General features: G+C 54.4%; 1 protein-coding gene. It reads left to right on the top strand.

The annotated features are described in order from the left end of the window. Positions 1–349 precede the first annotated feature (349 nt). A partial coding sequence (locus ACYVHT_RS23360; protein ID WP_460557815.1) for a flavodoxin family protein occupies positions 350–515 on the top strand: 166 nt, incomplete at its 3' end.

Below are 515 nucleotides of genomic sequence, written 5' to 3'. Positions count from 1 at the left end.
AACATCCCGTGAGCCCGTCCGGTGCTGATATAATATTAATGTATTCCGGTGACTTACACCGAAGATGGGAATTCCCCTGCCGATGATTGTCCGGATCATCGCGTTGGTGTAAAATAATTATCCGCTTTCTTTTTGTAACCGTCAATCCCAAGCCGTCAGCATTGCGTTTCAAACCGAGAAGGAGACCGAAAACATGACGAGTGTCGCAATTGTCTATTTCAGCGGGTATGGGCACACGGAGGTTCAAGCGAACGCCGTGGCCGAAGGGGTCAGAAGTGTTGAAGGCACCGAAGCCAAGATTCTGAAACTGCCCGAAAATGGGTAACTTGACGAAGCCGGCTGGGCGGCGCTGGATGCTGCCGACGCCATCGTCTATGGCAGTCCGACCTACATGGGCGGCCCCGCGTGGCAGTTCAAGAAGTTCGCCGATGCCAGCTCGAAGCCCTGGTTCACGCAGAACTGGAAGGACAAGATCGCCGGTGGGTTCACCACCTCGGCTACAGTCAACGGTGACA

It is taken from the genome of Hymenobacter daeguensis, from assembly GCF_054780555.1.
This window is presented reverse-complemented; position numbering and strand designations above follow the sequence as displayed.